General features: G+C 72.4%; 17 protein-coding genes. 4 read left to right on the top strand and 13 right to left on the bottom strand.

What is annotated here, in order from left to right:
* Window positions 1-363 precede the first annotated feature (363 nt).
* The 6 genes from whiA to EJG53_RS31305 all read right to left on the bottom strand — a co-directional run bounded on the left by whiA (window position 364) and on the right by EJG53_RS31305 (window position 7,333).
* Window positions 364-1,353 carry a DNA-binding protein WhiA gene (whiA, locus tag EJG53_RS31330; RefSeq protein WP_003987139.1) on the bottom strand — a complete coding sequence of 330 codons (990 nt, stop codon included), beginning with the start codon at window positions 1,351-1,353 and terminating at the stop codon, window positions 364-366.
* Window positions 1,344-2,408: a gluconeogenesis factor YvcK family protein gene (locus EJG53_RS31325; RefSeq protein WP_031007127.1), complete on the bottom strand. Its 1,065-nt coding sequence runs from the start codon at window positions 2,406-2,408 to the stop codon at window positions 1,344-1,346. Before EJG53_RS31325 ends, whiA begins: the two co-directional genes overlap by 10 nt.
* Window positions 2,405-3,310 (bottom strand): RNase adapter RapZ, encoded by a 906-nt coding sequence (rapZ, locus tag EJG53_RS31320; RefSeq protein WP_030023515.1) that lies wholly within the window; start codon window positions 3,308-3,310, stop codon window positions 2,405-2,407. The genes EJG53_RS31325 and rapZ overlap by 4 nt, the downstream gene beginning before the upstream one ends.
* A gap of 83 nt (window positions 3,311-3,393) precedes the next feature.
* Window positions 3,394-5,526 (bottom strand): excinuclease ABC subunit UvrC, encoded by a 2,133-nt coding sequence (gene uvrC, locus EJG53_RS31315; RefSeq protein ID WP_125047759.1) that lies wholly within the window; start codon window positions 5,524-5,526, stop codon window positions 3,394-3,396.
* A gap of 255 nt (window positions 5,527-5,781) precedes the next feature.
* On the bottom strand, window positions 5,782-6,678 hold the full coding sequence (locus EJG53_RS31310) for a hypothetical protein (protein ID WP_244955416.1): 897 nt from the start codon (window positions 6,676-6,678) through the stop codon (window positions 5,782-5,784).
* 4 nt (window positions 6,679-6,682) lie between these two features.
* The gene (locus tag EJG53_RS31305; protein ID WP_125047757.1) at window positions 6,683-7,333 is read right to left on the bottom strand and encodes a papain-like cysteine protease family protein; all 651 of its coding nucleotides are present in this window, start codon (window positions 7,331-7,333) and stop codon (window positions 6,683-6,685) included.
* A gap of 408 nt (window positions 7,334-7,741) precedes the next feature.
* On the opposite strand from EJG53_RS31305, the gene EJG53_RS31300 reads away from it, so the two are divergent.
* Complete coding sequence (locus EJG53_RS31300; protein WP_125047755.1) at window positions 7,742-8,662, top strand: hypothetical protein; 921 nt, start codon at window positions 7,742-7,744, stop codon at window positions 8,660-8,662.
* Between the two features lie 93 nt (window positions 8,663-8,755).
* Here the strand turns inward: EJG53_RS31300 and EJG53_RS31295 are convergent, their stop codons facing one another.
* The 5 genes from EJG53_RS31295 to EJG53_RS31270 all read right to left on the bottom strand — a co-directional run bounded on the left by EJG53_RS31295 (window position 8,756) and on the right by EJG53_RS31270 (window position 14,097).
* A complete protein-coding gene (locus EJG53_RS31295; protein WP_031007139.1) occupies window positions 8,756-9,142 on the bottom strand; it encodes an MTH1187 family thiamine-binding protein in 387 nt (128 codons plus the stop codon).
* A 61-nt stretch (window positions 9,143-9,203) separates the two neighbouring features.
* A complete protein-coding gene (locus tag EJG53_RS31290) occupies window positions 9,204-10,361 on the bottom strand; it encodes an MAB_1171c family putative transporter (RefSeq protein WP_125047754.1) in 1,158 nt (385 codons plus the stop codon).
* A gap of 801 nt (window positions 10,362-11,162) precedes the next feature.
* Complete coding sequence (locus EJG53_RS31280) at window positions 11,163-11,573, bottom strand: Rieske (2Fe-2S) protein (protein WP_125047750.1); 411 nt, start codon at window positions 11,571-11,573, stop codon at window positions 11,163-11,165.
* A 34-nt stretch (window positions 11,574-11,607) separates the two neighbouring features.
* The gene (locus EJG53_RS31275; RefSeq protein ID WP_125047748.1) at window positions 11,608-13,056 is read right to left on the bottom strand and encodes a sugar porter family MFS transporter; all 1,449 of its coding nucleotides are present in this window, start codon (window positions 13,054-13,056) and stop codon (window positions 11,608-11,610) included.
* A 6-nt stretch (window positions 13,057-13,062) separates the two neighbouring features.
* Entirely contained in the window at window positions 13,063-14,097 is a 1,035-nt protein-coding gene (locus EJG53_RS31270; protein ID WP_125047746.1) for a zinc-dependent alcohol dehydrogenase family protein, read from the bottom strand.
* 177 nt (window positions 14,098-14,274) lie between these two features.
* Here EJG53_RS31270 and EJG53_RS31265 point away from each other — a divergent pair, with 177 nt between their 5' ends.
* Both EJG53_RS31265 and EJG53_RS31260 read left to right on the top strand, forming a co-directional pair.
* Window positions 14,275-15,276, top strand: a complete 1,002-nt coding sequence (locus tag EJG53_RS31265; protein ID WP_125047744.1) for a LacI family DNA-binding transcriptional regulator — start codon at window positions 14,275-14,277, stop codon at window positions 15,274-15,276.
* Window positions 15,277-15,308: 32 nt separating this feature from the next.
* Window positions 15,309-16,256 carry a carbohydrate kinase family protein gene (locus tag EJG53_RS31260; protein WP_125047742.1) on the top strand — a complete coding sequence of 316 codons (948 nt, stop codon included), beginning with the start codon at window positions 15,309-15,311 and terminating at the stop codon, window positions 16,254-16,256.
* A 277-nt stretch (window positions 16,257-16,533) separates the two neighbouring features.
* Here EJG53_RS31260 and uvrA read toward each other — a convergent pair whose 3' ends face one another.
* Window positions 16,534-19,590: an excinuclease ABC subunit UvrA gene (gene uvrA / locus EJG53_RS31255; RefSeq protein ID WP_125047740.1), complete on the bottom strand. Its 3,057-nt coding sequence runs from the start codon at window positions 19,588-19,590 to the stop codon at window positions 16,534-16,536.
* A 664-nt stretch (window positions 19,591-20,254) separates the two neighbouring features.
* Complete coding sequence (locus EJG53_RS31250) at window positions 20,255-20,956, bottom strand: TetR/AcrR family transcriptional regulator (RefSeq protein WP_125047738.1); 702 nt, start codon at window positions 20,954-20,956, stop codon at window positions 20,255-20,257.
* 48 nt (window positions 20,957-21,004) lie between these two features.
* Between EJG53_RS31250 and EJG53_RS31245 the strand changes: the two genes are divergently transcribed.
* On the top strand, window positions 21,005-22,831 hold the full coding sequence (locus EJG53_RS31245; protein ID WP_125047736.1) for an FAD-dependent oxidoreductase: 1,827 nt from the start codon (window positions 21,005-21,007) through the stop codon (window positions 22,829-22,831).
* Window positions 22,832-23,006 lie beyond the last annotated feature (175 nt).

Raw genomic sequence — 23,006 nt, 5'->3', positions numbered from 1 at the left:
GAGCGCCACCCGACACCGCCAGCCAGTCGGACACAGAGACCTACCCGCCGTCGGGCTCCGAAACTCCGTCGGACTGCGGGCAGGCCGACAGCGGAGCGGGCCCGGGCCTACAGACTTCGTCCTCCGGTCCCGCACCCTCCCGTACGCGTTCGGCTGGCACGAGCGGGGTGGGCGGACGCCTGCCCCCACCGGCCGTCGATCGCCGTACGACGGAAGGGGGCGGGCTGGAGGACGAAGTCTGGAAGCCCGGTCCCGTGCCGGGTACGGGGAGCGCCGCCCGGTACGGGCATGCTCGGCCACGAAGGTCAGCGCGCCACCGAGCGGCGAACCCCCTACCCGGCTTCCGGCGCGGAACGCGCCATCTCAGCCGACCATCCCGTCCGCCATCTCCTCCGACAGGTTGGACTCCGTGCCGGGGATGCCCAGGTCCTGGGCGCGCTTGTCGGCCATGGCGAGGAGGCGGCGGATGCGGCCGGCGACCGCGTCCTTCGTCAGGGGCGGGTCGGCGAGGGCGCCCAGTTCCTCGAGGGACGCCTGCTTGTGGTCCATGCGCAGGCGGCCGGCCGCGGCCAGGTGCTCCGGGACCTCCTCGCCGAGGATCTCCAGGGCACGCTGGACCCGGGCACCCGCCGCGACAGCGGCTCGCGCCGAGCGGCGCAGGTTGGCGTCGTCGAAGTTGGCGAGACGATTGGCCGTGGCGCGGACCTCGCGGCGCATCCGCCGCTCCTCCCAGGCCAGTACGGACTCATGGGCCCCCAACCGCGTCAACAGCGCGCCAATCGCATCACCGTCACGGACGACGACGCGGTCCACGCCGCGCACCTCGCGGGCCTTGGCGCCGATGCCGAGCCGGCGGGCGGCGCCGACCAGGGCGAGGGCGGCCTCGGGCCCGGGGCAGGTGACCTCCAGGGAGGAGGAGCGGCCGGGCTCGGTGAGCGAGCCGTGCGCGAGGAACGCGCCGCGCCAGGCGGCCTCGGCGTCGCAGGTGGCGCCGGAGACGACCTGCGGCGGCAGGCCGCGGATGGGCCGGCCGCGGCCGTCGACCAGGCCGGTCTGGCGGGCGAGCTGGTCGCCGCCGGCGACGACCCGTACGACGTAGCGGCTGCCGCGCCGCAGTCCGCCGGGGGCCATCACCACCAGGTCGGAGGAGTGGCCGAAGATCTCCAGGATGTCCTTGCGCAGCCGCCGGGCGGCGATGCCCGTGTCCAGCTCCGCCTCGATCACGATCCGCCCGCTGACCAGGTGCAGACCACCCGCGAACCGCAGGATCGACGAGACCTCCGACTTCCGGCAGCAGGTCCGGGTGACGGGGAGCCGGGAGATTTCGTCCTTCACCGCTGCCGTCATCGCCATGGGCCGATCCTTCCATGCATCCGAAAAATACGGTCGTACGCGGCGGCCAGCAGCTCCGGGTCGTGCCGGGCGGCACCCTTGTGGGTCTCCGCCGTGCCGCAGGGGCTGCCGGGCGCGGCGACCTCCGCCAGCTCGACCTCGCTGCCCACGAGCTGTTTGGCAGCGGCGGTCAGGCTCTCGGTGTCGGGCACGGCGGCCCGGTCGGCCAGCACCACGTCGAAGGCGAGTTTAGGGGCGTGTCGGGCCAAAACCTCCAAATGACGCTGCGGGGAAAAGCCATCGGTTTCGCCGGGCTGGGGTGCCAGGTTCAGCGAGAGGACCTTACGGGCCTTGGTCTCCTCCAGTGCCTCGCGCAGCTCGGGCACGAGCAGGTGCGGGATGACGGAGGAGAACCAGGAGCCGGGGCCGAGCACCACCCAGTCCGCGTCGCGGACCGCGGCGACGACCTCGGGGACCGCGGGCGGGTCCTCCGGGACGAGGTGCACGGACTGCACCTCGCCGGGGGTGAGCGCGACCGTGGCCTGGCCGCGGACCGTGGAGATCTCGTCCGGGCGGGTCTCGTCGTGGCCCTTGACCAGGGCCTGGAGCTCCAGCGGTACGGCGGACATGGGCAGCACCCGGCCGTGTGCGCCGAGCAGCTTGCCGACCAGGTCCAGGGCCTGGACGTGGTCGCCGAGCTGTTCCCACAGGGCGACGATGAGGAGGTTGCCGACGGCGTGGTCGTGCAGCTCGCCCTCGCTGGTGAAGCGGTGCTGGATCACCCGGGACCAGGTCTGGCCCCAGTCGTCGTCCCCGCACAGCGCGGCGAGCGCCTTGCGCAGGTCGCCGGGCGGCAGGACGCCCAGCTCGTCGCGCAGCCGCCCGCTGGAGCCGCCGTCGTCGGCGACCGTGACCACGGCGGTCAGGTCGCCGGTGATGCGGCGCAGCGCGGCGAGCGAGGCGGACAGGCCCATGCCGCCGCCGAGCGCCACGACCTTGGGCGTGGCGCCCCTGCCGGAGCGGCTGCCCGGGACCAGCTTGCGGACCCGGCGCAGCCGCAGGGGACGGGCGGTCATTCGCGCCCCATGTCCCGGTGGACGACGACGGTCTCGACGCCTTCGGAGACCAGGCGGTGGGCGAGCTTCTCGGACATGGCGACGCTGCGGTGCTTGCCGCCCGTACAGCCGACCGCGATGGTCACGTACCGCTTGCCCTCGCGGCGGTAGCCCTCGGCGACGATGCGCAGCAGCTCCGCGTAGCCGTCCAGGAACTCCTTGGCGCCGGGCTGGCCGAAGACGTAGCCGGAGACCTCGTCGTTCAGACCGGTGTAGGGGCGGAGCTCGGGGACCCAGTGCGGGTTGGGGATGAAGCGGCAGTCGATGACCATGTCGGCGTCGACGGGCAGGCCGTACTTGAAGCCGAAGGACATGACCGTCGCGCGCAGCTCGGGCACCTCCTCGCCGGCGAACTGGGCGTCCATCTTGGCGCGCAGTTCGTGGACGTTGAGGCTGGAGGTGTCGATGACCAGGTCGGCGTCGCCGCGCAGCTCGCGCAGCAGGTCGCGCTCGGCGGCGATGCCGTCCACGATGCGCCCGTCGCCCTGGAGGGGGTGCGGGCGGCGGACGGACTCGAAGCGGCGCACCAGGGCCTCGTCGGAGGACTCCAGGAAGACGATGCGGCGCTTGACGCTCTGCGCGTCGAGGGTGGCCAGGGACTCCTTGAGGTTGTCGAAGAAGCGCCGGCCGCGGACGTCGACGACGACGGCGATGCGGGCGACGTTGCCCTGCGAGCGGGCGCCCAGTTCGACCATGGGCGGGATCAGCTCGGGCGGGATGTTGTCGACGACGAACCAGCCGAGGTCCTCCAGGCACTTGGCCGCGGTGCTGCGGCCGGCTCCCGACATACCGGAGATGATCACCAGCTCGGGGATGGCGGCGCTCTCGCCCGTATCGGCATCGCGCATCGTGCCCGTACTCACCTGTGCACCGTCTCTCTCGGTCGTGCGGGAAGGCCGGGTGTCCTGGGCTTCCCGCGTGTCGTGCCTGTGCTGCTCGGTACCGCTCATCGTTCCTGCCCCCGTTCTGACGACAACGCGGCCGACGGGGTCGCGTCATCCTCAATGATCTCTCCTGTGGCGGTGTTCACGGCCGGGGCGGCCGGGGCCGCTCCGGCCAGCGCCGCCGCGATCGTCTCGGCCGTCTTGCGGCCGATCCCCGGCACCTCGCAGATGTCCTCGATCCGCGCGGCGCGCAGCCGCTTGACCGAGCCGAAGTGCTTCAGCAGGGCCTGTCGGCGACTCTCGCCGAGGCCGGGGACGCTGTCCAGCGGTCCGGCCTTGAGGCGCTTGCCGCGCTTGTTGCGCTGGTAGGCGATGGCGAAGCGGTGGGCCTCGTCACGGACGCGCTGGAGGAGGTAGAGGCCCTCGCTGCTGCGCGGCAGGACGACGGGGTCGTCCTCGTCGGGCACCCAGACCTCTTCGAGGCGCTTGGCCAGGCCGCAGACGGCGACGTCGTCGATGCCCAGCTCGGACAGGGCCCGCTGGGCGGCGGCGACCTGCGGCTGGCCGCCGTCCACGACGACGAGCTGCGGCGGGTACGCGAAGCGCTTGGGGCGGCCCTCCTCGTCGGTGGGGCCGGTGGCCGCGGGCGCGTCCTCGTCGGGGGAAGCGACGGCGGAGGCGGAAGCGGGGGTGGGTCCGTCGGTGGGTCCGGCGCTGAGCCCGTCCGTGGGCCCGGCGGCGGTCGGCTGCATGTCCTCGCCGGCCGGCGTCTCCTCGTCCCACTCCCCCGTCTGCTGCTTCTCCTGGAGGTAGCGCCGGAAGCGGCGGCCGATGACCTCGTGCATGGCCCGGACGTCGTCCTGGCCCTCGAAGGTCTTGATCTGGAAGCGGCGGTACTCGCTCTTGCGCGCCAGGCCGTCCTCGAAGACCACCATCGAGGCCACCACGTCGTCGCCCTGGAGGTGGGAGATGTCGAAGCACTCGATGCGCAGCGGCACCGAGTCCAGGCCGAGGGCCTGGGCGATCTCCTCCAGGGCGCGGGAGCGGGTGGTCAGGTCGGAGGCGCGCTTGGTCTTGTGCAGGGCCAGCGCCTGCTGGGCGTTGCGCTGGACCGTGGCCATCAGGTCCTTCTTGTCGCCGCGCTGCGGGATGCGCAGCGAGACGTTGGACCCGCGGCGCTCCGTGAGCCACTGCTGGACCGGTTCGACGGGGTCGGGCAGGGCCGGGACCAGCACTTCCTTGGGTACGGCGTCGCCGCTCTCCTCGCCGTACAACTGCTGGAGGGCGTGCTCGACGAGGGCGGCGCTGTCCACGTTCTCGACCTTGTCGGTGACCCAGCCGCGCTGGCCGCGCACCCGGCCGCCGCGGACGTGGAAGATCTGCACGGCCGCCTCCAGCTCGTCCTCGGCGAGGGCGATCAGGTCGGCGTCGGTGGCGTCGGCGAGCACCACGGCGCTCTTCTCCATCGCCCGCTTGAGCGCGTCTATGTCGTCGCGCAGGCGGGCGGCCCGCTCGTACTCCATCTCCTCGGCCGCCTCCTGCATGGACTTCTCCAGGCGGCGGATGTACGCGCCCGTACGGCCGGCCATGAAGTCGCAGAACTCCTCGGCCAGTTCGCGGTGCTCCTCGGCGGAGACGCGGCCGACGCAGGGGGCCGAGCACTTGCCGATGTAGCCGAGCAGGCAGGGGCGGCCGATCTGGGCGGAGCGCTTGAAGACCCCGGCGGAGCAGGTCCGTACGGGGAAGACGCGCAGCATCAGGTCGACGGTCTCGCGGATGGCCCAGGCCTGGCCGTACGGGCCGAAGTAGCGCACGCCCTTCTTCTTGGCGCCGCGCATGACCCGGACCCGGGGGTATTCCTCGTTGAGGGTGACGGCCAGGTACGGATAGCTCTTGTCGTCGCGGTACTTGACGTTGAACCGCGGGTCGTACTCCTTGATCCAGGTGTATTCGAGCTGGAGCGCCTCGACCTCGGTGCTGACGACCGTCCACTCGACGGAGGCCGCGGTGGTGACCATCGTGCGCGTACGCGGATGGAGGTTGGCCAGGTCCTGGAAGTAGCTGGACAGGCGCTGGCGCAGGCTCTTGGCCTTGCCGACGTAGATGACGCGGCGGTACTCGTCACGGAATCTGTAGACCCCGGGCGAGTCGGGGATCTGTCCCGGCTTGGGTCGGTAACTGCTGGGGTCTGCCATGCCGCCCACCCTACTTGGGGGCGGTGACAGCGGGCGGACCGCGGGCGGCGCCGGGCCTGCACGCCGGGGGTACGGCGCGGAAAGCGGCGCTGCCGTGCGCGCGGGCGGTCGCCCGGCCCGGACGGGTGGGGTCCGTCCGGGCCGGGTGCCGGGGGCGGTGGGGGCCTGCGGCCGCGGTTCCGGGGAGCTGGGGCCGGCAGCCGGGCCGGGGAGCCGAAGGGGCGGGCGGCCCCGGTGCGGCTCCCCGGCCGGGTCTCAGCGGCTGTGGCGCCTGCGCAGCGCCGCGGCGCCGGAGAGCCCGAGGGCGAGCAGGGCGGCGGTGCCCGCGACGGCCGAGGCGGCGGTCACCGGGCCGCTGCTGTCGCCCGCCGTGGCGTCGGCCGCGACGGGCTGCCCCGGCGTGCCCTGCCGGGCGGCCCCGTCGTCCGCGCCGGACGTCTGCGGGCCGTACCCGCCGGCGGCGCCGCGCCGGTCGTACGCGGAGCCGGGCAGCTTGTCGCCGTACGCCTTCGCCACGCGCTTCTGGTACGCGGCGACGGTGGTGCCGCCCGCGCCGATCGCCTTGCGGGCCTCGGCGTCCAGCGGCCGGACGCGGTCGCCGCGCTGCTCGTACCAGGCGTTGATCTGCGGTTCCTGGAAGACGGTGCCGCCGGCGCCGGCCGCGCTGTAGCGGGCCTCGTCGTCGCCGGTCGCGATGTTGACGACCTTCCAGGCACCGCCGGACCGGGCGGTCCACACGGACGCCTTCTGTCCGTCGGCGGAGACCGCCGTGCTGGCCAGGAACTCCAGCCGGGAGACGGGTGCCCCGGCCTTGCCGCGGACGAAGTCGGCCGAGAGGACGTACACGGGCACGGTCCGCCCCTCGATCCGCGGCCGTGCCTTCGCCAGGGCGACCGCGCCGTCGCGTGCGAAGAAGCGGGAGAGCGTGGCGAGGGTGTCCGGCGCGGTGGCCGCCGTGCGGGCGGCGGTGACGGTCGACGCGGCGGGCGCGGGCGGCGGCGCGGGGGTGGCGGCCAGCGCGCCCTGCGGCGCGAGACCGAGGAAGGCGGCGGTGAGCGCGCCGGTGGCGGCGGCCCGTATGGCGGCGCGGAGGGCCGGGGTACGGCGCCCGGCGGCGGTGCCGGATACGGCCGGAGCTCTGTGCTCGGTCATGGCCTCAGGCTCCGATCCGGTAGAGGGAGTGGGTCCAGGAGAAGGAGTCGCCGTTGACGTAGTAGTTGTAGTCGCCCCAGTTGTAGCGGCTGTTGGAGCCCCACGGGTCTCCCCAGTACACCCAGTTCCTGGCGGTGTCGAAACCGTAGATCACGTGCATGTGCCCGCCGCCCGAGGACCACTGGATGCGGGTCTCCACGGGGCGTCCCGCGTTGATCTCGCTCTGGACGGTGCCGTAGCGCAGATAGCCCGTGACGTACGAGCCCGGGTTGACGCCCATCCAGTCGAAGGCGTTCTGCACATTGCCGAGTGTGGCCTGGTTGTTGGGGCAGTTGCCGCCCTGCTGGCGATTGAAGGCGGCGTTGCAGAACTGGTTCTGGCTGTACCGCTTGCCGTAGAAGGTGGCGATGGTGTTGCCGGAGGCGGCCCAGCACCAGTTGGTCTGTTCCTGGGCCTGCATGGGTATGTTGAGCCGGTTGGCGGCCGTCATGCCCTGTGGGGCGGACGCGGCGGCTGCCGTCCGGACCGCCGTGCCGGTGGGGGCGGGCGCGGCGGTGGCGGATGTGGCGGGTACGGCGGTCAGTGCGGCGGCCGACAGCGCCGCGGCCGACAGCCATCTGCGGCGTGCGCCGCGGGTGCGTGGTGCACAGGTCATGGCGTTCCTCTCCCGGTGAGGGGGGTGGGGATGGAGGAGCGCATCCGGATGCTGGTCAGGAGCATCGGGTGTTGTCGGGAGCAGGTCAACACGCTTCAATGCGGGGTGACATGGGGGTGTGGACGTCCGGTGCCGGGTGTGAACGGCTCGTGCCCGGCGTACTGCAGCGGACAGGCAGGGACAGCGCACGGTGTGAAGACCGGTTGTGAACGTTCACCGCGCGCGCCGGAGGGTTGGGCGATGAATCAGCACATGACACAGCAGGCACCACATACACCTCATGGAACACCCCGGGGGACACCCCATGGAGCGTCTCAGGAAACACCTCGCGAACACCGGGAAGCACACGAGCAAGCACCGCACCAGGGGCACCGGGCCCACCACGAGAGCGGCCCGGCCTCCCCCCACTTGGCCGAACTGACACAGATTTTGCGGACCGGCCCGTTCCACCTGGCGCTGCGGGCCGCCCTGGCCGCGCGCGGCCTCGCCCTGCACCGCGTCCAGCACAAGCTGGCACAGCGCGGCATCAAGGTCGGTGTGACGAGTCTGAGTTACTGGCAGCAGGGGGCCCGGCGTCCTCAGCGCCCCGAGTCGCTGCGCGCCGTACGGGCCCTGGAGGAAGTCCTCGACCTGCCTGCACGCTCCCTGCACCGGCTGCTGGTCCCCGAAGGCGGATCGCGGGCCGAGACGGCGGAGCGCCCCGCCGCCCGCTCCTACCGCTCGCTCTTCGACCCGTCCGACGCCTTGCACGCGCTCCTCGCCGAGCTGGAGGCGCCGGCGGACGGCGGGCTGCACACGGTCGGCCACCACGAATGGGTGCACATCGGAGCCGGCCGCGAACTGAGCCGGCGGCGCTCCCTCCAGGTGGTGCGCGCCCACCGGGACGGCGTGGACCGCTACATCGCCATCCACCAGGGGGACGCGGGCTGCGACCCGTCACGGGTGACCGTCACGGCCGGGGAGAACTGCCGCCTGGGCCGGGTGCGCCGGAACGCGGCCACCGCGATGGTGGTCGCCGAGCTGCTCTTCGACGTACGGCTGCGGGCCGGCGACACCCACGTCTTCGGGCACAGCTTCGAGGACGGCAGCGGCGGCCAGAGCGCGGAGTACGTACGGGGCTTCCGCTTCGCCGGCGGCCAGTACGTCCTCCAGGTGTGCTTCGACGAGGCGGCGCTGCCGGTCCGCTGCCGCCGCTTCACCCAGACCAAGGCGGGCGCGCCCCGCTCGGGCCAGCAGGAGCTGACGCTGAGCGGGCAGCACCGGTCCGTACACCTGGTGGAGCAAGGCGTACGGCCCGGGATCGTGGGGATCGGGTGGGACTGGGGGTGATCCGGGCGGGGCGCGCTTCCGGATGCGTGCCCCGTGGGTGATCCCCGCAGAGGGGCCCGCCGCGTGGCGGGCCCCTGGAGGCGGGGGCGCTCTCTAGGAGGCCGGCCCCGCCCCGGTGGCCGGGACGCCCGACGCGTCGGCGTCCGCGGCCGCCGTACCGCTGTCCAGGGCGCCCGCGGCCGCCGCGTTGTCCGCGACGCGCCGCTCCAGCATCGAGATCTTGCCGTCCAGCGGGCGGTCCATCCCCGGCCACACATCGATCCTGATGCTGGCCTGGACGCGCGGCACCCGGTCGGCGACGGCCTCGGTGGCGCGTTTGACGACGTCCATGACCTCGTCCCAGTCCCCCTCGATCATCGTGTACATGGAGTCCGAGCGGTTCGGCAGCCCGGACTCCCGGATGATCTTGATCGCGTCGGCGACGTACGCCGCGCCGTTCTCCTCCACGCCCATGGGCGTCAGGGCGAAGGCAATGAGCACGGTCTTCCTCTCCTCGTACGGAAACGGCGGCCCGTCGGCGGCGGGCCGCGGCGCGGTACCGTCACCCGCTGCCGACGTGTACCGCCCGGTACTCGCGTACCACGGGAGACCGGTAGGCATCCGCGATCCGCAGCAGATGACGGACCTCCTCGCCGAGATCGCCCGCGCCGGGGCCCGCGAGATTGGCCGTCTGGGCCTGCGGCGCCTCCCCGGTGCGCCGCGCGTGCAGGGCGGCGGCCAGCCAGCAGGCGGTGACGTGCGCGTCGGCCAGGTGCTCGGGGACGGCCCGCTCCCCCACGTGCCGGCGGACCCCGTCGAGCGTGTCCGGGGTGACGTAGTCGCGCAGCACGATCATCGCGTCGCGGATCTCGATGACGCGCCGGTACAGGCGGAGCTGGAGCGGCAGCACGGCGTTGCGCAGCCGGCTGCCCGAGCCCAGGACCACATCGGGGGTGACCGCCGTCAGCTCCCGCCACAGTACGGCCAGCCCCCGGTAGGACGCGCGGTCCCGCCACAGTTGCCGGGCCCCGGCCACCACGGGCAGCGCCACGCCTGCCGCGATGAACAGCGCCTCGACGCCGGTGACCGGCGAGAACAGCGGGCCGAACACCGGCGAACGGGTCTGCAGATAGGCCAGTTTGAGCACCCACAGCAGGGACGCCAGCAGGATGCCGGTGCCGAACAGCCGCAGCCCGTACCGCAGCAGCCGGGGCGCGCCGGTACGGCCCTGGGCCCAGCAGACGAAGCCGCAGGTGGTGTCGGCCGTCAGGTGGAAGGCGAAGAAGACGTACCAGTAGGCGTCCGGCACGCTCGGGATGTCCGGCGACGGCGTGATCTGGTTGCGCGCGTGCGGCGGCCCGGTCAGGTCGAGCGCGACGAGCGCCAGCATGACGGCGAGCGCGGCGCCGAACACCAGCACGGTACGGCGCTGCCGCCCCGCCGCCTGAAAGATGAACCACAGCACGGCGGCCGCGTCGACGATGCTGAACAGGTGCGTGGACAGGTCCACCCAGTGGGCGCCCGGCACGAGGCGGGCCAGCACGGCGGTGACCGGCTCCAGGTGCATCGACATGGCCAGCGCGATCATCACGATGGCGAACCACAGCGGCCGCTGCGCCCGGTCCTTGAGCCCCTGCGGCGCCCGGGCGAGCACCACCGCCCACAGGGCCACGATGCCTGCGTTCTCCAGCCAGGCGAGGTCCGTCAGCCACGCGAGCACGGCGCCCCGAGTGACGGGTGCCCCGCGAACCCGTACCGGACCGCAGGCCCATGCCGGACGCCAGGCCGCCGAGCGTGCCGGACAGCAGCGTCGGCGCGGGCACCCGGCCTGCCCCCTCCAGGATCAGGCTGGCGATCATCTCCGCCTCCTGCTCCTGCCGGTCGGAGTAGCGGGTGCGGCCCAGGGCCCGCCGGATGGACGCCGGGTCCTCGATGTCGATGTACCGGAAGAGCCTGGGGTCCTCGACGGCCATGCGGTGGTCGCAGACCAGATGGCCGATCTCGTGGAGGATGATGTGCTCCTGGTGGAGCGGGCTGGTCTGGGCGTCGTAGAAGACGTAGTCGCCCTCCTCGGTCGCCAGCCACATGCCGGTCGGCATCCCCAGTCCGGTCGGGGTGGGCAGGGTCAGCAGCCGCAGCGGGCGGTCCCGGTCGGCGGCGAGCCGGGCGCACAGTTCCTGGGCGGAGAACGGCTCGGGCAGCGGTATGCCGTCGATCACGCGCCGGCAGCGGCGGCGCAGTCGCCTCCAGTGCATCGCGGGTGGTTCTCCATGGCTTGTGGGTACAGGAGGACAGACGACCCGGTAGCGACGCCCGGTCATGCTGCCGCCGCCGGGTGGAGACACGAGGAAACCAGCACGACGACACCCCCTCGCGCGCCATCCGTGCCACGCGTCGTGCGATCGTAGATCGTCACCCGGCCCCCTGTCAGTCCCCCGCCGCCGAGCAGTCCGTTTCCGGCCAACTGCGCTGTGTGACGACGCCCGGCGTCCACTCCGTCATCCCGCTGCCCACCGGGCGGTCAGCCCGCGATCAGCTTCCCGCCCTCGGCCTTGACGGGGACCTCCGGCAGCGGCTTGGAGGCCGGCCCCTGGATGACCTTGCCGGTGGTGACGTCGAACCGGCTGCCGTGGCAGGGGCAGTTGCCCTGGTTCCGCTCGATCTTGTCCAGGACGCACCCCGCGTGGGTGCACTTGGCGCTGAAACACTTGTACTGGCCCTTCTCGGGCTGCGAGACGAGCAGGCGGTTCTCGCGGTACAGCTTGGCGCCGCCGACCGGTACCTCGGCGGCGGCGCCCAGGGCGACCGGCTCGGCGGGCGTCGCGGACGACTCGTCCGAGCCGCCGCCGGAGCAGGCGGCGACGCCGAAGCCCGCCGCGCCGACGAGCGCGGCCCCTCGCAGCACGGTCCGGCGGGCGGGGGGCTGGCTCATGTCGTACTCCCGGGAATTCGGTCAGGGCGCGGCGTCACCCCGCGGCGTCGGCTCCCGACGATACCGGTACCGATCCGTCCGCTTCGGGGCGACCCGACCGGCCCCCGTCGCGGTCCTCCGGATGCCCCGAACGGCCCTTGAGCAGGTCCCGTTCGATCTCCTCCAGGCTGCGGCCCTTGGTCTCCGGCAGCAGCTTCCGTACGAAGAGGAAGGCGGCGAACGTCGTCACGGCGAAGAACAGGAAGTTCACGCCGGCGCCCCAGGCGCGCAGCAGGGACGGGAAGACCAGCGAGACGGCCATGTTGAACAGCCAGTTGAACATGACGCACAGGCTCACCGCGGCGGCCCTGATCCGCATCGGGAACAGCTCCGGCAGCATCACCCACTGCACCGGCCCCCAGGAGACGGCGAAGGACGCGATGTACAGGGCGATACCGAAGAGGGTGAGGGTGGACAGCGCGGCCCCGTAGCCCAGTCCGGACAGGTTGGTGACGGCCAGCACGAGCATGGCCGCGCACATGCCCAGCGCGCCGTACAGCAGCAGCGGCTTGCGGCCCTTGCGGTCGATCAGGCGCATGGCGGGCAGCGTCATCAGCATGTTGAGCAGCCCTATGCCGACGTTGGCGAGGATCGCGCCGTCGGAGCCGAAGCCGATGTCGGTGAGCAGCGTCGGCGCGTAGTAGATGATCGTGTTGATGCCGACGAAGTTCTGGAAGAAGACCAGCAGCATCCCGGCGAGAAGGACCGGCCGCAGCCGCGGCGCCGTGAGGTCCTTGAGGGTCAGCGGGCGGCTCTCGGCCCGTTCGACGCGTTCGGTCTCCTCGATCTCGGCCAGTTCGGTGTCGGCCGCGCCGCCCGTCCCGCGCAGCCGCGTCAGGACGTGCCGCGCCTCGTCGTTGCGGCCCTTGCCGACCAGCCAGCGGGGGCTCTCGGGCTGGGTGACGATGCCGAGCGCGAGGATCGCGGCGGGCACCACGCCCAGGCCGATCATCCAGCGCCACGCCTCGGCGCCGGCGAGCAGGTAGTCGGTGACGTACGCGAGGAAGATGCCGACCGTGACCAGCAGTTGCATCAGCGAGGTCAGCCCGCCGCGCAGGTGCTTGGGCGCCAGCTCCGTCAGGTAGAGCGGTACGACGACGGAGGCGATGCCCACACCGGTGCCGATCACGAAGCGGAAGGCGATCAGCGTCCAGGGGGTGGTGGCCAGGGCGGCGCCGAGGGTGCCGAGGATGAAGACGGCGGAGGCGGCGAGGATCAGCCGGCGCCGGCCCCAGGAGTCGGACAGCCGGCCGGACAGGCCCGCGCCCAGCATCGCGCCGACCAGCAGGCCGGAGACGACCATGCCCTCCAGCAGCGGGGTCAGCGCGATGTCGTTCTTGATGAAGAGCATGGCGCCGGAGATGACGCCGGTGTCATAGCCCCACAGGATGCCGCCGAGGGCGCCGAAGACCCAGATCAGGGCGTTCTTGATGCGTGCGGGCACGGCCGGTCACCCCTTCCGCGCGGACCGCGGGCCCGCCGTACGGGAGCCCTGCTGCGGCGCGATGTGGATCTTGCGGCCGGTGCCGGCCCGGAAGCGGGCCACCGCCTCGTCGAAGTCCTCCAGCCCGTACACGTCGCTGACCAGCGGGTCCAGGTCGAGTCCCGCCTCCAGGACGTCGATGGCGGGCTGGAAGCTGTTGTGCACGGCCATCGAGCCGATGATGTCGATCTCGTGGTGGTAGACCAGGTACGGCGAGAACTTCGCGGAGCGGGCCGGGTCGGTGACGCCGAACTGGAGGAACGTACCGCCCTTGCGAACCCGGCCCAGGCCGTCCTCGATGGCCGGGACGGCGCCGGTCGCGTCGATGACGACCTCGAAGCCGGGCTTGCGGCCGAGCCGGTCGGCGCTGGTGACGGCGGCGTCCAGGCCGAAGCTCTCGGCGAAGGCCAGCCGGTCCTCGTTGAGGTCCACGACGGACACGGAGGCGGCTCCGGCGGTGCGCACCAGCGCGGCCATCATCAGGCCCATCGTTCCGGCGCCGTAGATCAGGTAGTGCTCGCCGGGGCGGCGGGGCAGCCGGTTCAGACCGTGCACCGCGCAGGACAGCGGCTCGATCAGGCCCGCGGCGGCCTCGGAGAAGGACTCCGGGACGAGGTGGCAGCAGCGTGCGGGGACGGCGACCAGCTCGGCGAAACCACCCGCCTGGGTGACACCGATCGCCTGGTAGTCCTCGCAGAGGTTGGCGCGCCCGATGCGGCAGTAGTGGCAGGCGCCGCACGGCATGTTCGGGTTGACCGCGACGCGGTCGCCGACGGCCGGGCCGGTGACGCCCTCGCCCACGGCCACCACCTCGCCGGTCAGCTCGTGCCCGGGAATGAGCGGGTAGGGCACGGCGGGCAGCTCGCCGCCCAGGATGTGCATGTCGGTCCCGCACAGCCCGCAGGAGGAGACGCGCACGACGACCTCCGCGGGTTCCGGCCGGGGATCGGGAACCTCGGTCAGGGCGGTACGGCCCGGCTCGGTGACCACGACAGCGCGCATCGGCGCCTCCTCACGTCTTCGTGCGGTGTTGCGGGTGTTGCGGGATGGAGCGGCGTGAACGTAACCCGGGGGTAAACGTTTGCGCAAGCGTTTACGTCTAGGCTGTGATGGACTACGTACCGGCAGCCGGACCTCCGGCCGGCGGAGCAGGGCGACGGACTCGGGGAGACGGACCGGATGACGACGATGGTCGATGTGGCGCGACAGGCGGGGGTCTCGGTGGCCACGGTCTCGCACGTGCTCAACGAGACCCGGCCGGTACGCCCCGACACCCGCGCCGCCGTCCTGAAGGCCATCGACGAGCTGGGCTACACCCACAACACGCTGGCCCGCTCCCTGGTCACCGCGCGCACCCGCTCCATAGGTCTCGCGGTCTCCGCGATCAGCAACCCGTACTTCACCGAGATCCTCCAGGGCGTCGAGGCCGGTGCCCTGGAAGCCGGCTACAGCCTGCTGATCGCCGATCCGCACGACGACCCCGCGCACGAGCAGAAGGTCGTCCGGCTGCTGCACGAACGCCGGGTGGACGGCATGATCGTCGCGCCGTCCGCCGAACCGGCGGGCATGGTGGAGTACCTGACCCGGCGCAAGGTTCCGGCCGTCTTCCTCGACCGCCTCGTCGGCGACGCGTACGACCAGGTCTGCGCCGAGAACACCGCCCCCGTACGGCAGCTCGTCGAACACCTCGCCGACCTCGGCCACACCCGCATCGGACTGGTCGCCGGACTGCCCGGACTGAGCACTACCACCGAACGCGTCCAGGGCTACCGCGAGGGCCTGCGCGCCCGAGGGCTGCCCTTCGCCCCCGAACTCCTGGCCGGCGGCAACTCCGAGGCCGAGGGCGCCCAGGACGCCATCCGGCACCTGCTCGCCGCCCCCGAACCGCCCACCGCCGTCATCACCGCCAACAACGCGATGACCATCGGCACCCTGCGCGCGCTGCGCGACCTGGGCCTCGACGTCCCCCGTGACATCGCGCTGGCCTGCTTCGACGACTTCTCCTGGGCCGACCTCTTCGCGCCGCGCCTGACCGCGATCTCCCAGCCCAGCAAGGAGATCGGGGCCGCCGCGGTCCGGCTGCTGCTGGAACGGCTGGAGGAACCGGACCGCCCGCCACGCACCCTCCGGCTGCCCTGTACGTACGTACACCGCGCATCCTGCGGCTGCACCGGACACTGACCCTCCCCTCCCCCAGAAAGGCCAGGACTGTCGTGATCGTCGTCGCCGGCGAGGCCCTGATCGACCTCGTCCCCAGCTCGCAATCGCCGTCCGGGGACGGGCCGTTGCCCGCGCTGCTGCCGCGCCGGGGCGGCGGCCCGTACAACACCGCCCTCGCCCTCGGGCGGCTCGGCTCGCCCGCCGCGTTCTGCTCGCGGGTGTCCACCGACACGTTCGGGGAGGAACTGCTGCGCGGGCTGCGGGCGGACGGCGTGGACACCTCGCTGGTCCAGCGCGGCGCCGAGCCCACCACCCTGGCCGTCGCGGACATCAGCCCGGACGGCTCGGCCGGTTACGGCTTCTACGCCGACGGTACCGCCGACCGGCTGTTCACCCTCCCGGCCGAACTCCCCGCCGCGGCGCGGGCGGTGTCGTTCGGCACCTGCTCGATGGTCCTGGAGCCGGGCGCGAGCGCGTACGAGGCGCTGCTGCGCCGCTCGGCCGAACAGGGGATCTTCACGGCGCTGGACCCCAACATCCGCGCCGGGCTGATCGCGGACCCGGACGCCTACCGCGCCCGCTTCCGCGCCTGGCTGCCGCACGTCACGCTGCTGAAGCTCTCGGAGGAGGACGCGGAGTGGCTGGCCGGGCCCGAGGGGGTCGCGGCCGCGGTGAAGGACTGGCTGGCGGCCGGTCCCGCGGCGGTCGTGCTCACGCGCGGCGGCGACGGGCTGTCCGTGCTGACGCCGGGCGGTGCGGAGATCGCGGTGCCCGGTCAGCAGGTGGAGGTCGCCGACACGATCGGCGCGGGCGACACCGTCAACGCGGCCCTGCTGCACCGTCTCGACGCACACGGCGCCCTGTCCCCCGACGCGCTCACCGCGCTCTCCTCCGACGCCTGGCGCGACATCCTCGGCTTCGCCGCCCGCGCGGCCGCGGTGACCTGCTCCCGGCCCGGCGCGCAGCCGCCGTATGCGACGGAGTTGGTGGGGCCGGAGTGATGGGGTGGTGGGGGGCGCGGGTTTAGTGGGGGTATGGGGCGGTGGGCCTCGCAGTCGTGACGGGGGTATAGGACGGCGGGTTCCGCAGCCGTAACGGTGATACGGGCGGTCCCGGACGCCCGGCGCCCGTACGACGGCGGGCGGACCGCGCAGCGCGCGGCGGCCGGGCGGACTGCCTGCCTGCCCCCATGAAGGGCTGCCCACCCCATGACGACGACGGGCCGCCGCCCCTCCCCTTACGGGTGGGACGGCGGCCCGTCGGCTCGTCCGGCGGCGATCAGGCCCGGCGGGCCCGCGTCGCCTTCTTGGCGGCCGTCTTCTTGGCCGCCGCGGGCTTGGCTGCCGTCTTCTTCGCCGTCGTCTTCGAAGCGGCCGCCTTGGTGGCGGTCTTCGCCGAGACGGTCTTCTTCGCCGGGGCCTTCGTCGCGGCGACGGTCTTCTTCGCCGCGCGCTTCTTCGGCCCGCCGGCCAGGGCTGGCTCCGCGTCGCTGACCCGGTCGCCCAGGATGTCGCGCAGGAACTTGCCGGTGTGGCTGGCGGGGACCGCCGCGACCTCCTCCGGCGTGCCCTCGGCGACGACCAGGCCGCCGCCGTTGCCGCCCTCGGGGCCCATGTCCACGATCCAGTCGGCGGTCTTGATCACGTCGAGGTTGTGCTCGATGACGATGACCGAGTTGCCCTTGTCGACCAGGCCGGACAGCACCTTGATCAGCTTGCTGATGTCGTCGAAGTGCAGACCGGTGGTCGGCTCGTCCAGGACGTAGACCGTACGGCCGGTGGAGCGCTTCTGCAGCTCGGAGGCGAGCTTGACGCGCTGCGCCTCACCGCCGGACAGCGTCGGCGCGGACTGCCCGAGCCGGACGTAGCCCAGGCCGACCTCGTCGAGCGTCTTCAGGTGCCGGGCGATGCTCGGTACGGCCTCGAAGAAGCTCAGCGCCTCCTCGATCGGCATGTCCAGGACCTCGGCGATGGACTTGCCCTTGTAGTGGACCTCCAGGGTCTCCCGGTTGTAGCGCGCGCCGTGGCAGACCTCGCACGGCACGTACACGTCCGGCAGGAAGTTCATCTCGATCTTGATCGTGCCGTCGCCCGCGCAGTTCTCGCAGCGGCCGCCCTTGACGTTGAAGGAGAAGCGCCCCGGCAGGTAGCCGCGGACCTTGGCCTCCATCGTCTCCGCGAACAGCTTGCGGATGTTGTCGAAGACGCCGGTGTACGTCGCCGGGTTGGAGCGCGGCGTACGGCCGATGGGCGACTGGTCGACGTGCACGACCTTGTCCACCTGGTCGTCGCCGGAGACGCGCACATGGCGGCCGGGGACCGACTTGGCGCCGTTCAGCTCGCGGGCCAGGTGGGTGTAGAGGATGTCGTTGACCAGCGTGGACTTGCCGGAGCCGGAGACACCGGTGACCGCGGTGAGCACGCCGAGCGGGAAGGAGACGGTGATGTCGCGGAGGTTGTTCTCCTTCGCGCCGTGCACTGTCAACTGCCGCTTCGGGTCGGCGGGCCGCCGCACCTCGGGCGTCACGATGGCCTTGCGGCCGGACAGGTACTGCCCGGTGACCGAGTCCTTGTTGGCCAGCAGCTCCTTCATCGTGCCGCTGTGCACGACCTTGCCGCCGTGCTCGCCGGCGCCCGGGCCGATGTCCACGACCCAGTCGGCGACCTTGATCGTGTCCTCGTCGTGCTCCACGACGATCAGCGTGTTGCCCATGTCGCGCAGGCGCACCAGCGTCTCGATGAGCCGGTGGTTGTCGCGCTGGTGCAGACCGATGGACGGCTCGTCGAGCACGTACAGCACGCCGACCAGGCCGGAGCCGATCTGGGTGGCGAGCCGGATGCGCTGGGCCTCGCCGCCGGAGAGGGTGCCCGCGGCACGGTTCAGCGAGAGGTAGTCCAGGCCGACGTCGACCAGGAACTTCAGCCGCTCGTTGACCTCCTTGAGGACCCGTTCGGCGATCTTCTTCTCGCGGGCGTCGAGCTTCATCTCGCGCAGGAAGTCGGCGCAGTCGCTGATCGACATGGCCGAGACCTCGGCGATCGAACGGCCCTTGACCGTGACCGCGAGGACGATCGGCTTGAGGCGCGTGCCCTCACAGGTCGGGCAGGGCACCTCGCGCATGTAGCCCTCGAAGCGCTCGCGGCTGCTGTCGCTCTCCGCCTCCTGGTGGCGCCGCTTGACGAACGGCACGGCGCCCTCGAACGCGGTGGTGTACGAGCGCTCGCGGCCGTAGCGGTTGCGGTAGCGCACGTCGATCTGGGTGCGGTGGCCGTTGAGGATCGCCTTCTTGGCGCGCTGCGGCAGCCCGGCCCACGGGATGTCCGTACGGAAGCCGAGGGCGTCGGCGAGCGCGCCGACCAGGCGGCCGAAGTACTCCTTGGTGTGGCCGTGCGACCAGGGGTGGACGGCGCCCTCGTCGAGGGACTTCTCCTCGTCCGGGATGATCAGCTCGGGGTCGACCTCCATGCGCGTACCGATGCCGGTGCAGTCGGGGCAGGCGCCGAAGGGCGAGTTGAAGGAGAACGAGCGGGGCTCCAGCTCCTCGAACGACAGGTCGTCGCGCGGGCAGTAGAGGTGCTCCGAATACATCCGCTCGCGCTGCGGGTCGTCCTCGTCCAGGTCGACGAAGTCGAGGATGACCATGCCGCCGGAGAGGCCCAGCGCGGTCTCGACGGAGTCGGTCAGCCGCCGCTTGGCGCTGTCCTTGACGGTCAGGCGGTCGACGACCACCTCGATCGTGTGCTTCTCCTGCTTCTTGAGCTTCGGCGGGTCGGAGAGCTGGATCGTCTCCCCGTCGACGCGGGCGCGGCTGTAGCCCTTGGTCTGGAGGTCGGAGAAGAGGTCCACGAACTCGCCCTTGCGCTCGCGCGCGAGCGGGGCCAGCACCTGGAAGCGGCTGCCCTCGGGCAGCTCCAGGACCTTGTCGACGATGGCCTGCGGCGACTGCCGGGCGATCGGGTCGCCGCACTCGGGACAGTGCGGCTTGCCGATCCGGGCGAACAGCAGGCGGAGGTAGTCGTAGACCTCGGTGATCGTGCCGACCGTGGAGCGCGGGTTGCGCGAGGTCGACTTCTGATCGATGGAGACCGCGGGGGACAGGCCCTCGATGAAGTCCACATCGGGCTTGTCCATCTGCCCGAGGAACTGCCGGGCGTAGGAGGAGAGCGACTCGACATAGCGGCGCTGCCCCTCGGCGAAGATCGTGTCGAAGGCGAGCGAGGACTTGCCCGAGCCGGAGAGCCCTGTGAAGACGATGAGGGAGTCTCGGGGCAGGTCGAGCGAGACGTTCCGGAGGTTGTGCTCGCGAGCGCCACGAACGATGAGACGGTCGGCCACGCCGGTCGGCACCTTTCTGGAGAGGGGCGGGAGGCCGCGGCCCAGCTACGTGCGGCCCTGACGGCCACGGTCGGGCGACCCGGTCGTCCGGGCGCCGAGCCTGGTGGGCACGGAAGCTGGGCGAGCCCCCGCCCCAGGGTATGGGGGCTGCCGCGGCGATGTCTTATTGATGCCACACACGAGCCTATAGCACGCGCATTCGAATTACGGGGTCTGTCGCACCGCTTCACCCGAACGTGTGGTCGCTGATCTCAACGCACGGCGGCCCGCGTCTCTTCCTAGCGATCATCCACAGGCCGTACCCCCCTTCAGCCACGCCCGTCCGGCGGTCCCGGTTCCCTCCGGTACCGGGGCCGTCGGGGCGGGAAACCGGCGGCGGAGTGAAGGTGTCCGAAGTCACGGGCGGGGTGGGTGTTGTTCGATTTTGGATACGTGCCGTGTGTGCCGAGGACGGGCCGGCCGTCGGGCGCCCAGCTCCTCGTGCTCCTCGACCGTCCGGGGCACAGGGCTTCTTGATCGTCCGGGCGGGGCAGGGCTCCTTGATCGTCCGGGGCGCAGGGCTCCCTGATCGTCCGGGCGGTCAGGTTCCGGCGATCAGGCCGCCAGCTTCCCGCGCTCAGACTGCCGGGTTATTGCGCTCAGGCCGCCGGTCCGCCTCCAGCGCTCAGGACTCGCGCACCGGCGGCCCCGTCCGCACCACCCGTGACAGCATCTCGAACGTGTGCCGCAGCAGCTCCCCCTCTTCCGCGGCGATCTCCTCGACCGGGACGCCCGCGAGCTGCCGCCGGACGACCGTCGCGTACACGGAGCGGTACCCGGCCACGGTCAGCGCCGCGGCCAGCTTCGGCCCGTACGCGTCCGGCCCGGCTCCCTCGGCCTCCGCGAACAGCCCGGCGAGCGTGCCCTCGAACTCCTCCAGCGCCTCACGCCCGCGCGCCATCAACGCCGGCGACTCGACCAGCACCCGCCACCAGTAGCCGACCCACTCCCCCACCCCGGCGAGCGGATGCCGCTGCTCCAGCAGGCCGAGCGCGAGATTCTGCAGCGCCTCCAAGGGCGAGCATCCCTCGCCCCGCTCCCGTACGGCGCGCGTCACCAGCTCCACGATCTCGGGGACGCGGTCGAGGAAGAGGTCCTCCTTGCGGGGGAAGTAGTTGAAGACCGTCATCGTCGAGACCTCGGCGGCGCGGGCGACCTCGGCGACCGTGACGTGGTCGAAGCCGCGCTCGACGAACAGCCGGGTCGCCTCGCCGGAGATCCGTTCGCGGGTCCGGATCTTCTTGAGCTCGCGCAGCGAGAGCCCGCCACCGTCCGCGGCCGCCCGCGACCCGCCGCGCCGCCCGCTCTTCTCCGTACCGTCAGCCATGACCAAAATTTTAGCCGAAATAAATTTTTAGTGACTACACTTTGCCGCATGGACATGGAGACCACTGGCAGCAAGGACCACACGGACCCCCGCCCGGACGTGGTGATCGCGGGCGCCGGCCCCGTAGGACTGATGCTCGCCTGCGAACTCGCCCTGCGCCGGGTGCGCGTCGTCGTACTGGAGCGGCTGACCGCACCGGACGAGACGATCAAGGCGGCGGCCGTCAACACGCCCAGCGCGGAAGCCTTCTACCGCCGCGGGCTGCTGCCCGCGCTCGCCGAGGTGCAGAAGGAGGCGCTCGGCCACTTCGGTTCCTTCATGCGGCAGCGGCAGGCGGCCGGGGCGACGCCCGTGCGCGCGGCGCCGAAGTTCGCCGGGCACTTCGGGGGGATCATGCTGCCCGCCGAGCTTCTGGACGCGTCCGACCCCGGCTTCCACGACGCCGGACCGGCCGGTGACGTCGGGCTGGTACCGCAGTTGGCGCTGGAACGGCTGCTCGCCGAACGCGCCGCCGAACTCGGCGTCGTACTGCGCCGCGGAGTGGAACTGACCGGCTTCGACACGGCGGACGACGGCGTGACGGTGCACCTGCGCCCGGTCGCGGGGGCCGGCGGCGCGGGCAGCGCCCAGGACGGCCACCCGAGTGGAGAGGCGGCCAGAGAAGCCCTCCGGGCCGGCTGGCTGGTCGGCTGCGACGGCGGACGCAGTACGGTCCGCCGGCTCGCGGGTTTCCCGTTCCCCGGCACCGCCCCGGAGATCACCGGCCACCAGGCGCTGGTGGAGCTGACCGGGTCCGAAAAGCTCGGCGCGGGCTGGAACGAGACGGCGACCGGCATCTACGCCCACGGCCCGCTGCCCGGCCGCATCCTCACCGTCGAGTTCGACGGCCCGCCCGCCGACCGCGACGCCCCCGTCACCCTGGAGGAGTTGCAGACCAGCCTGCGCAGGACCTCGGGAACCGACGTCACGATCACCAAGGTGCTCACCGCCACCCGCTTCACCGACAACGCCCGGCAGGTCCCCGACTACCGCTCCGGGCGCGTCCTGCTGTCCGGCGACGCGGCGCATGTGCACTCGCCGTTCGGCGGCCAAGGGCTGAACCTGGGCATCGGGGACGCGATGAACCTGGGCTGGAAGCTGGCCGCGACGATCCACGGCCACGCCCCGGAAGGGCTGCTGGACACCTACACCGCCGAGCGGCACCCGATCGGCGCGTGGGTGCTGGAGTGGACCCGCGCCCAGATCGCGATGATGCGGCCGGAGCCGCACGCCCGCGCGCTGCGCGAGGTGGTCCGCGACCTGATCGGCACCGTCACCGGCACCACCTACTTCGTCAAGAAGATCTCCGGCGTCTGGCAGGGCTACGACCTGCCCGGCGACCACCCGCTGACCGGCCGCAGCGCCCCCGACCTGGAACTGGCCGACGGCAGCAGGCTCGCCGGCCACCTCCGGGACGGGCAGGGGCTGCTGCTCGTCCTCTCCGACGACCCGGAGACGGCCCGGCAGGCCGCGGAGTACGCCTCCGGGTACGCGGGGCGGGTGCGCGTGGTGACCGGCCGCTGCCCGAGCCGTCCGGAGCTGGCCGGGCTGCTGGTACGGCCGGACGGGATCACGGCTTGGGCCGCCGGTACGGGGGCGTGGCGGGACGGGGAGGGGGTGGGTGCCGAGGCCGGGTCAGGGTCCGAGGCCGGGTCCGGGTCCGGTTCCGGCGAGGCTGTGGTGTCCGGGGGCGCGGGTGCCGCTCCGGGCCGTACGACCGGTACGGCGACGGCCACCCGGACGGCAGCCACCGATACCTCCACGACAGCCGAACCGGGCACCCTCGACGACGCGTTGCGGCGGTGGTTCGGTGCTCCTGACGGGGCGGCCGGGTGACGGACGCGGCGCTGCGGCTCTGAGCTGCTAAGGCTCTGAGGCTCTGGCCGGACCGGCTTTCCACCGGCCCGGCCAGGCCCGCGAGCCGCCCCCGCGCCGCGTGCGCCGCCCGCGTGCGCCCTCCCGCGTACGCCCGGATCCGTGCAGGCCGACTCCCGCAGACGCCGCCGCGGCG

Source organism: Streptomyces chrestomyceticus JCM 4735, assembly GCF_003865135.1.
GTDB classification, from domain to species: domain Bacteria; phylum Actinomycetota; class Actinomycetes; order Streptomycetales; family Streptomycetaceae; genus Streptomyces; species Streptomyces chrestomyceticus.
The sequence above is the reverse complement of the archived record's forward strand: the minus strand, read 5'-3'. Positions and strand labels throughout refer to the sequence as shown.